The organism is Janibacter limosus NBRC 16128 (genome assembly GCF_001570985.1).
Taxonomy (GTDB): domain Bacteria; phylum Actinomycetota; class Actinomycetes; order Actinomycetales; family Dermatophilaceae; genus Janibacter; species Janibacter limosus.
On sequence record NZ_BCSS01000064.1, the window covers coordinates 1 to 9,619 of the forward strand.

At 69.7% G+C, this 9,619-nt stretch carries 8 protein-coding genes, 1 tRNA gene and 1 pseudogene; 7 read left to right on the forward strand and 3 right to left on the reverse strand.

Translation table 11 applies throughout. The features are described 5' to 3' along the window. Positions 1-102 precede the first annotated feature (102 nt). The 3 genes from pdhA to JLI01S_RS15710 are packed head-to-tail and all read left to right on the forward strand — an operon-like array spanning position 103 to position 3,686. Positions 103-1,344, forward strand: a complete 1,242-nt coding sequence (pdhA, locus tag JLI01S_RS15700; RefSeq protein WP_068266366.1) for a pyruvate dehydrogenase (acetyl-transferring) E1 component subunit alpha — start codon at positions 103-105, stop codon at positions 1,342-1,344. Then, complete coding sequence (locus JLI01S_RS15705) at positions 1,341-2,330, forward strand: alpha-ketoacid dehydrogenase subunit beta (RefSeq protein WP_068266368.1); 990 nt, start codon at positions 1,341-1,343, stop codon at positions 2,328-2,330. Before pdhA ends, JLI01S_RS15705 begins: the two co-directional genes overlap by 4 nt. Positions 2,331-2,342: 12 nt before the next feature. Beyond that, complete coding sequence (locus JLI01S_RS15710) at positions 2,343-3,686, forward strand: dihydrolipoamide acetyltransferase family protein (RefSeq protein ID WP_068266373.1); 1,344 nt, start codon at positions 2,343-2,345, stop codon at positions 3,684-3,686. Between the two features lie 92 nt (positions 3,687-3,778). On the opposite strand, the gene JLI01S_RS15715 is transcribed toward JLI01S_RS15710, so the two are convergent. Continuing rightward, positions 3,779-4,222: a MarR family winged helix-turn-helix transcriptional regulator gene (locus JLI01S_RS15715; RefSeq protein ID WP_068266378.1), complete on the reverse strand. Its 444-nt coding sequence runs from the start codon at positions 4,220-4,222 to the stop codon at positions 3,779-3,781. Between the two features lie 78 nt (positions 4,223-4,300). Between JLI01S_RS15715 and JLI01S_RS15720 the strand changes: the two genes are divergently transcribed. The 3 genes from JLI01S_RS15720 to JLI01S_RS15730 all read left to right on the forward strand — a co-directional run bounded on the left by JLI01S_RS15720 (position 4,301) and on the right by JLI01S_RS15730 (position 6,773). Continuing rightward, positions 4,301-6,277, forward strand: coding sequence for a bifunctional copper resistance protein CopD/cytochrome c oxidase assembly protein (locus JLI01S_RS15720; protein ID WP_084349507.1), 1,977 nt, complete (start codon positions 4,301-4,303; stop codon positions 6,275-6,277). Positions 6,278-6,347: 70 nt separating this feature from the next. Next, entirely contained in the window at positions 6,348-6,548 is a 201-nt protein-coding gene (locus tag JLI01S_RS15725) for a hypothetical protein (RefSeq protein ID WP_068266384.1), read from the forward strand. 21 nt (positions 6,549-6,569) lie between these two features. Continuing rightward, positions 6,570-6,773 (forward strand): DUF6458 family protein, encoded by a 204-nt coding sequence (locus JLI01S_RS15730; protein WP_068266386.1) that lies wholly within the window; start codon positions 6,570-6,572, stop codon positions 6,771-6,773. Between the two features lie 86 nt (positions 6,774-6,859). On the opposite strand, the gene JLI01S_RS15735 is transcribed toward JLI01S_RS15730, so the two are convergent. After that, positions 6,860-8,731, reverse strand: coding sequence for an acyl-CoA dehydrogenase (locus JLI01S_RS15735; RefSeq protein ID WP_068266388.1), 1,872 nt, complete (start codon positions 8,729-8,731; stop codon positions 6,860-6,862). Between the two features lie 324 nt (positions 8,732-9,055). On the opposite strand from JLI01S_RS15735, the gene JLI01S_RS15740 reads away from it, so the two are divergent. Beyond that, positions 9,056-9,126: transfer RNA gene (locus JLI01S_RS15740), tRNA-Gly, on the forward strand. Between the two features lie 63 nt (positions 9,127-9,189). Here the strand turns inward: JLI01S_RS15740 and JLI01S_RS15745 are convergent. Continuing rightward, positions 9,190-9,619 (reverse strand): annotated as a pseudogene (locus JLI01S_RS15745) (MFS transporter); the annotation flags it as partial.

Here is a 9,619-nt window from a genome sequence, read left to right on the forward strand (position 1 = left end):
CTCGGGTCACAAGCCCGCCGCAGCCGATCGAGGCGTCGAGGACGACGCCTTCCGTGGCCGCGGGCGGGGCGATCCCCTGAGCCGAGGCCGAAGGGAGCAGCAGTGAGCGACAGCGACGTCGCCGGCCACGCCGGGACCCGAGGACGCATGGCGGGGGCCTTCGAGCCCTCGCCCGAGATGGGGCCCACGCCCCCTTCGCAGATCTCGGGGCACTTCTCCGACGACAACCCGGAGATGGTCCAGTTCGTCGACGCGGACGGCAACCGTCTGGCGACCAACGAGACCAATGCGCCCTACGCCCAGATCGTCGAGGACATGACGAGCGAGGACGCACGGGTCATCTACCGCGACCTCGTGCTCGTGCGTCGCGTCGACGCCGAGGGCTTCGCGCTCCAGCGCCAGGGTGAGCTCGGCCTGTGGCCGAGCCTCTTCGGTCAGGAGGCCGCGCAGGTCGGTGCCGGTCGCGCACTGCGCCCGCAGGACTACGCCTTCCCCGGCTACCGCGAGCACGGCGTCGCCTGGTGCCGCGGAGTCGACCCGGTGAGCCTCTTCGGCATGTTCCGCGGGGTCAACCACGGTGGGTGGGACTCCAACGAAAACAACTTCCACCTCTACACGATCGTCATCGGCAACCAGATGCTCCACGGGGTTGGGTACGCGATGGGCATCGCGGCCGACGGCGACATGGGCACCGGCGACCCGGAGCGCGACGCGGCCGTCATGGCCTTCACCGGTGACGGCGGGACGAGCCAGGGCGACTTCAACGAGGCCCTCGTCTTCGCGGCCGTGACCAACGCGCCGGTCGTGTTCTTCGTGCAGAACAACCAGTGGGCCATCTCCGAGCCCAACGACAAGCAGTTCATCATCCCGCCGTACCAGCGCGCGCGAGGCTTCGGCTTCCCCGGTGTGCTCGTCGACGGCAATGACCCGCTCGCCAGCTATGCCGTCGCCAAGGACGCGCTCGACAAGGCACGCAGCGGTCAGGGCCCGACGCTCATCGAGGCCTACACCTACCGGATGGGTGCGCACACGACGTCCGACGACCCGACGAAGTACCGCAGCGACGCCGAGGTCGAGATCTGGAAGCACAAGGACCCGATCAAGCGCATGCGCGGCTTCATGGAGGAGCGCGGTCACGCCGACCCGGAGTTCTTCGCCGCGGTCGACGCGGAGGCCGACGAGGTCGCCGCCCGCATCCGCAAGGCCTGCCAGGAGATGCCCGACCCGGAGCTGCCGACGATGTTCGACAACCAGTACACCGAGCCGCACCCCTTGGTGGAGGCCGAGCGCGAGGAGTTCCTCGCCTACCACGCCGGCTTCGCCGAGGAAGGGGGCCAGGCATGAGCGGCACCCGCCTCTCCCTCGCCAAGGGCCTGAACGCCGGCCTGCGCCGCGCGATGGACAAGGACCCCAAGGTCGTCCTCATGGGCGAGGACGTCGGCAAGCTCGGCGGCGTCTTCCGCATCACCGAGGGCCTGCAGAAGGACTTCGGTGAGCACCGCGTCATCGACACCCCGCTCGCCGAGTCCGGCATCGTCGGGACCGCGGTCGGTCTGGCCCTGCGTGGTTACCGTCCCGTCGTCGAGATCCAGTTCGACGGCTTCGTCTACCCGGCCTTCGACCAGATCGTCAGCCAGGTCGCCAAGATGCACTCCCGCTCCCTGGGGCACCTCAGGATGCCGATGGTCATCCGCATCCCCTGCGGCGGCGGCATCGGCGCGGTCGAGCACCACAGTGAGTCCAACGAGGCCTACTTCGCGCACACCGCCGGCCTGCGGGTCGTCTCGTGCAGCAATGCCGCGGACGCCTATTGGATGATCCAGCAGGCCATCGCGACCGATGACCCGGTGATCTTCTTCGAGCCCAAGCGTCGGTACCACGAGCGCGGCGAGACCGAGATCGACGAAGGGGGTTCCCCTGACCTTGGTCTGTACGACGCCCGGGTGGCGCGGGAGGGCAGCGACCTCACGCTGCTCTGCTACGGCCCCATGGTCAAGACCTGCCTCCAGGCGGCCGCGGCCGCCGAGGAGGAGGGACGCAGCCTCGAGGTCATCGACCTGCGCTCACTCAGCCCGCTGGACCTGCCGACCATCACGTCGTCGGTGAAGAAGACCGGTCGGGCCGTCATCGTCCACGAGGCGCAGACCTTCGTCAGCCTCGGCGCGGAGATCGCCGCCCGGGTCCAGGAGGAGTGCTTCTACCACCTCGAGGCGCCCGTGCTGCGGGTCGGTGGGTACAACATCCCGTACCCGCCCAGCCGTTTCGAGGAGGAGTACCTCCCGACCCTCGACCGCGTCCTCGACGCCGTCGACCGCTCTTTCGCGCACTGACCAGGAGGACACGTGGCTGTCAAGAACTTCAACCTGCCCGACCCCGGTGAGGGCCTGACCGAGGCCGAGATCACGACCTGGAAGGTCAAGGTCGGCGACGACGTCGCCGTCAACGACATCGTCATCGAGGTCGAGACCGCCAAGTCGCTCGTCGAGCTGCCGATCCCGTTCGCGGGCAAGGTCGTCCAGCTCCTCGCCGCCGAGGGTGACACCGTCGACGTGGGTGCCGCGATCATCGCCGTCGAGGTGGCTGGCTCCGACCCTGAGCCGGCTGCACCCGCGGCACCCGCCGCCGACGAAGGGGAGGAGGCCAGCGGGCCCAACCTCGTCGGCTACGGAGCCAAGGCCGCCAGCACCCGTCGGCGCGCCCGCAAGGGTGAGGCTGCGCCTGAGGCCGCCTCGACTGCCCCCGTGAAGCCGCTGACGCCAGAGCGCACTCGCGCCCTGGCCAAGCCGCCGGTACGCAAGCTCGCCAAGGACCTGGGCCTGGACCTGCAGTCGATCACCCCGACCGGTGAGGGTGGCATCGTCACCCGCGCCGATGTGGAGGCGGCGTCCTCGGGCGCGACCGCGGCACCTTCGGCGGCTCCTGCCCTCCCAGGCTCGGGCGCTGGCGCCCTCGCACCTCAGGGAGCGGAGGGTGGCGACGTGCGCGTCCCGATCAAGGGCGTGCGCAAGGCGACCGCTGCTGCGATGGTCTCCTCGGCCTTCACCGCGCCGCATGTCACCGAGTTCGTCACCGTCGACGTCACGGCGATGATGGAGCTGGTCGACCGGCTCAAGCGCGACCGCGCCTTCACGGAGGTCAAGGTCACGCCGCTGCTGATCGTGGCCAAGGCCTTCTGCCTGGCGCTGCGTCGTCACCACGAGGCCAACGCGAGCTGGGACGAGGCCGCGCAGGAGATCGTCGTGCACGGTGACGTCAACCTGGGGATCGCGGCAGCCACGCCGCGCGGGCTGCTCGTGCCCAACATCAAGGGTGCCGACCGGCTCTCGCTGCACGACCTGGCGGCGGCCCTCGGTGGTCTGGTCGCCACGGCACGTGAGGGGCGTACCCAGCCGGCGGACCTGTCCGGCGGCACGGCGACGATCACCAATGTCGGCGTCTTCGGCGTCGACACCGGCACCCCGATCCTCAACCCGGGGGAGGCCACGATCCTGGCCTTCGGTGCGGTGCGCCGCATGCCCTGGGTGGTCACTGCTGCAGACGGCAGCGAGTCGATCGAGCCGCGCTGGGTCACCCAGCTCGCGCTCTCCTTCGACCACCGCCTCGTCGACGGCGAGCTCGGCTCCAAGCTGCTCGCGGACGTCGGTGCCCTGCTGCACGACCCGGGCACGGCCTTCATCTGGGCCTGACCACGTCGTCAGGTGCACGAGGAGGAGCGTCCGCTCGGCGGGCGCTCCTCCTCATGTGTGCGACCAGCCGTGGCGCCGCGGTTGGGTCCGGGTCAGCGTCGGTGTCGGTCGTCCGCCGCAACGGCGTCGCAGAAGCGGTCCACGTACCCGACGAAGGCCGTGAGGTCCTCATCGCTCCAGTCGGAGAGGAGGGCGCCGAACCAGGCCTCGCGTCGGTCGACGAGCTCGACCAGCAGGGCCGCGCCCTCGTCCGTCAGGGCGACGAGCTGTGCCCGGCCGTCCTCCGGATCGGGGACCTTGGCCAGCAGCCCCAGGGACGTCAGGTGGCTCACCTGACGACTGACCGTGGACGCGTCGGAGAGATTGCGCTCGGCGATGTCGCCCACCCGGCTGGGCTGGTCACGCACGGCGACGAGGACGGAGTGGTGGCTGGCCTCGACGCTCGGGTGGACCCGAGGGGCGCGGACGCGGGTGGCGTGCAGCGTGCGCAGCATCCGGATGACGCTGGTGCTGAGCTGGCGGGTTGAGGCGGGCACGGCGCATCCTCGGGTGGTGGTGGTCGCCGGGTGCAGGCGATGACAGCATCCCGGGGGTAGTTGCCTAGATTAGAGGGCATGTCCACCACCACGAGCATCGGCCGCACCTCGTCCTCGCCGTTCGCGGTCCTCGGGCTGGTCTCGGTGGTCGCTGTGGTGGCGGCGACGGCCTTCGGTGGGGGAGCCGCAGCGCTCGAGCTCGGCGACCCTGGCCCCTTTGTCCGCTGGTCCCTGCCGATCCTGCGGACCGTCCACGACGCGGCCGCGGCCCTGACGGTCGGGTCGCTGGTCATCGGGGCCTTCCTCGTGCCCGAGACCACCCGCACCGCGCGTCGAGAGACCCTCGCCCGGCTGGCCGGGGGCGCGGCCATCGTGTGGTTCCTCGCCGGGCTCGGACGCATGCTCACCGACTTCGCTGCGCTCGCGGGGATCCCGCTGACCGACCCCGACTACGTCTCGCAGCTGATGGCCTTCGTGTGGGATCTCGACAGCACGCGCACCGCGGTGATCTCCTCGGTCATCGTCGCCGTCATCGCGGTGGCGGTGCCGTTGGCCAGGACCAAGGGGGCCTTGGCCTGGGCGGCCGGCGGCTCGGTCCTGGCCCTGTTGCCCCTCGCCCTGGCCGGCCACTCCGCCGCCAGCCTCGACCACATGAGCGGTGTCAACGCACTCGCCTTCCATCTCGTGTCGGCGACCGTGTGGGTCGGCGGTCTGGTCGCCCTGCTCGCAATCCGTCCGTCGCTCGGCACGCACCTGGCGGTCACGACGCGTCGCTACTCGACCATCGCGGCCTGGTGCTTCGTCCTGCTCGTCTCCTCGGGTCTGCTCGCGAGCTGGATCAACATCGGCGGCCTCGACGGCCTCGGCTCGCGCTACGGCGTCCTGCTCATCCTCAAGGCCGTCGCGGCAGTCATCCTCGGAGTCATCGGCTGGTGGCACCGCTCCCGCACCATCGCCGGTCTGGAGGCGGGCGCGCAGGGGGCCGCCCCCTTCGTCCGTCTGGCTGTCGGTGAGGTCGCCGTCATGGCCGCCGCGATGGGCATGGGCGTGGCCGTGGGGCGCACGCCGACCCCCGACAGCGCGCTGCAGGCTCCCGAAAACGCGATCGTCTACGACCTGTCGGGCTACCCGGACCCCGGTCCGCCGAGTGGGTCGAGCTGGCTGACCGCGTGGCAGATCGACTGGCTGTGGCTCGCCGTCTCGGTCATCGCCATCGTCGTCTACGTGCGGTGGGTCCTGCGCCTGCGGGCCCGTGGCGATCACTGGCCGGCGCTGCGCACCGTCAGCTGGGTGCTCGGGTGGGTGGTCTTCTTCTACTTCACGTCGGCCGGGCCGGGCGTCTACGGCAAGGTCCTCTTCAGCTGGCACATGATCGAGCACATGGGGGTGGCGATGATCGCGCCCCTGCTCATGGTGCCGGGAGCGCCGATCACGCTGGCGCTGCGGGCGCTGCCCGCGCGCAAGGACAGGACACTCGGCCCCCGCGAGGTCATCCTCGCCACCGTCCACTCGAGCTACCTGCGGGTGCTGGCCAACCCGGCCGTCGCGGCGTCGCTCTTCTTCTTCAGCATGGCGATCTTCTACTACAGCCCGCTCTTCGAGCTGGCCATGCGCACCCACACCGGGCACGTGCTGATGATGGCCCACTTCCTGGCGTCGGGCTACATGTTCGTCTGGGTGCTCATCGGGATCGACCCGGGACCCAAGCGGTGGCCCGCGCTGGCGCTCTTCGCCGTGCTCCTGGCGACGATCAGCTTCCACGCCTTCTTCGGCGTCATCCTCACGCAGTCGAGCGAGCTCCTCGCGCCGGACTACTTCGGCCGGCTCAACCTGGAGTGGATGACCGACCCGGTCGCCGACCAGCGCACCGGTGGGGCGATCGCCTGGGGCGTCGGTGAGGCGCCGACGCTCGTCCTGGCGATGGCCGTCGCCTGGCAGTGGATGCGCAGCGACGACCGCGAGACCAGGCGCCGCGACCGCCGCGCCGACCGCGACGGCGACATGGAGCTCGACGCCTACAACCGGCATCTCGCCGAGCTGGGCCGCACGGACTGACGCGCGCAGGTCCGGCCGCGGCCCGGGCCCGTGCGGCATACTCGTGAACCACCCACCGAAAGGGGTCGACATGGGCGGCGAGGCGCTGTTCTGGATCTTCATCGTCATCTTCAGCCTGCTCATGGTGGTCGGCTTCTTGTTGGTCGACCGTCCGCACAAGTCCCGCGGCATCCAGACCCACCGCGCGGTCCGCTCCGACCCCAAGGAGCCCCGCGGCCGCCACCTGCCGGCCGACCCCGTGGACCGTACCCAGACCGACAACCGGCTCTGAGCCGGAGACCAGGAGCGAGACATGTACATCGGAGCCGGGATCCTGCTGCTGCTCATCGGACTCGTGATCGTCTTCGCCTACAACGGCGACATGTCGGTCGCGGGCCTCGACCTCGGGGCCATCGGGTGGATCGCCATCGTCCTGGGCGTCTTGGCGATCATCCTCAGCCTCTTCCTCGACCGTCGTCGCCGGGAGACGGTCGTGCGCGACGAGCGGCGCTACTGAGCCGACACGGCATGACGAAGGGGGGTCCCCGCCAGTTGATCTGGCGGGGACCCCCCTTCGTCATGTGGTGCCGTGGTGAGCCCGGATCAGAAGGCCGACTCCGGCACATCCATCAGGGTGTTGTCCGTCGCCTCGGCGATGGCCTTCTCGGAGGCCAGACGCGGCAGGACGTTCTTGGCGAAGAAGCTCGCCGCGGCGATCTTGCCGGTGTAGAAGTCCGCGTCCTTGCCGCTCGCGCCAGCCTCGAGGGCCTCGGAGGCGATGGCGGCCTGGCGCAGGAGCAGCCAGCCGACGACCAGGTCACCGGCGCCGAGGAGCAGGCGTGAGGTGTTCTGGCCGACCTTGTAGATGTTGGTGATGTCCGCCCCGTCCTGCTTGGGGTCGGAGGCCATGAGGGCCTGGAACATCGCACCGAGGATGCCCTGGACGTCCTCGAGGCCCTTGCCGAGCAGCTCGCGCTCCGCCTTGAGCGTGCCGCCCTGGGCGTCGACGTCCTGCGCGAACTCCTGGATCTGCATCGCGAGGTGACCCAGCGCCTGGCCGTTGTCCCGCACGATCTTGCGGAAGAAGAAGTCCATGCCCTGGATCGCGGTCGTGCCCTCGTAGAGGGTGTCGATCTTGGCGTCGCGGACGTACTGCTCGATCGGGTACTCCTGCAGGAAGCCGGAGCCACCGAAGGTCTGCAGTGACTCGGTGCCCAGGAGGGTCCAGGCGCGCTCGGAGCCCAGGCCCTTGACGATCGGCAGGAGCAGGTCGTTGACCCGGTTGGCCATCGCGGCGGGAGAGTCCTGGGAGATCTCCTCGGAGCCGGTGGCGCGCTGCTCCAGGTCCACCGTGTCCTGCTGGCTCGTGGTGAAGAAGACGAGCGCGCGCAGGCCCTCGGCGTAGGACTTCTGCAGCATGAGGCTGCGGCGCACGTCCGGGTGGTGCGTGATCGTCACCCGCGGAGCGTCCTTGGCGGGCGTGGTCAGGTCGGCGCCCTGGACGCGCTCCTTGGCGTACTCGAGCGCGTTGAGGTAGCCGGTCGACAGGGTGGCGATGGCCTTGGTGCCGACGAGCATGCGGGCATTCTCGATGACGCGGAACATCTGGGCGATGCCGTCGTGGACGTCGCCGAAGAGGGTGCCGACGGCGGCGTGCTTCTCGCCGAAGGTGACCTCGCAGGTCGTGGAGACCTTCAGGCCCATCTTCTTCTCGACATTGGTGACGTAGGCGCCGTTGCGCTCGCCGAGCTCACCGGTCTCGAGGTCGACGTCGTACTTGGAGACGATGAAGAGGCTCAGGCCCTTGGTGCCCGGGCCAGCGCCCTCGGGGCGGGCGAGGACGAAGTGGACGATGTTGTCGCTCATGTCGGACTCGGCCGAGGTGATGAAGCGCTTGACGCCCTCGATGTTCCAGGTGCCGTCACCGTTGTCGGTGGCCTTGGTCCGGCCGGCGCCCACGTCGGAGCCGGCGTCGGGCTCGGTGAGGACCATCGTGCAGTGCCAGTGGTTCTCGACGATCCACTTGGCCAGCTTCTTCTGCTCGGGGGTGCCGAGCAGGTGGAGCAGGTTGGCGAAGCTGTAGCTCGCGCCGAACATGCCGATGGCGGGGTTGGCGCCGAGGACGAGCTCGTTCATGGCCCAGCGCAGCGACGGGGGAGCGACGGTGCCGTCGAGCTCCTCTGGGACGTCGAGCGACCAGAAGCCGGAGTCCTTGTAGGCCTGGAAGGACTTCTTGAAGGACTCGGGCATCGTCACCGAGGAGGTCTCGGGGTCGAAGACCGGCGGGTTGCGGTCGGCGTCGGCGAAGGACTCGGCGAGCTCGTTCTCCGCGAGGCGCGTGTACTCCTTGAGCATCTCGCGCGCGGTGTCGGCGTCGACGTTCTCGTACGGGCCCTGGCCCAGGACGTCGCCGCGGCCGTAGACCTCGAAGAGGTTGAACTCGATGTCCCGCAGGTTGCTCTTGTAGTGACCCATGTTGGCGTCTCCTGGTCGTGAGGTGCGTCGGGTCGCCCCGGCGCTGGGTTGAGTAAGCAAGCGCTTACTGTGCTTCCCTTCATCATCGTCCCGGGCCGCTTGCCAGAGCAAGCGAGCAGGTCGTGAGGAAGCACACAGATGCTGGGTACCCACCTGTGCCTTCTGGTGGGAGCCCGCTGTCCCCTTCGTTCCCTGAGGTGCGAAGCCGCCTGCGGCCGAGCCTCGAAGGGACCCAACCGGACGATTGCCGTGGGCATCGACGCCGGATCACCGGGTGCCGCAGCGGTCCACGACGTGGGTTAACATGGCCGCTGCGCCTCGCGCGCCGGTGTAGCTCAATGGTAGAGCGCCAGCTTCCCAAGCTGGACACGCGGGTTCGATTCCCGTCACCGGCTCCCATGTCCTGAGTCGCTACATCGTTGACACGGTGTCGCGGCTCAGGATTTTTTGGTTGGCGCCTATCGACTGCTCGGGGTCCGGGCAGGCTCGACGTCGGGTCGCGGACGCAGACCAGCCCAGCTGACCGCACCGCCCGCCACCAGGAGCCCGGCGATGACGAAGGCCGCCAGACGGTAACCCTGCGTCAGGGCCGCCGGGTCCGTGTAGTCGTCGCCGGACAGTCCCACGAGCGAGGGGATCGCAGCGACCGCCAGCAGGGTCCCCGTGCGCGCCACCGCGTTGTTGATGCCGCTCGCGGAGCCGGCCAGGCGGTCGGGCGCCGCCGCGAGGACGGCCGAGGTCAGCGGTGAGACGAGCGTCGCCAGGCCGAGCGCGAAGACCGTCATGCCAGCGATGACCAACGGCCAGCCGGTGCCCGGGCCGACCGCGGAGAGCAGGAGCACGCCGGCCGTGCAGACGAGCGGCCCGACGCTCATCGGCAGGGGGGGG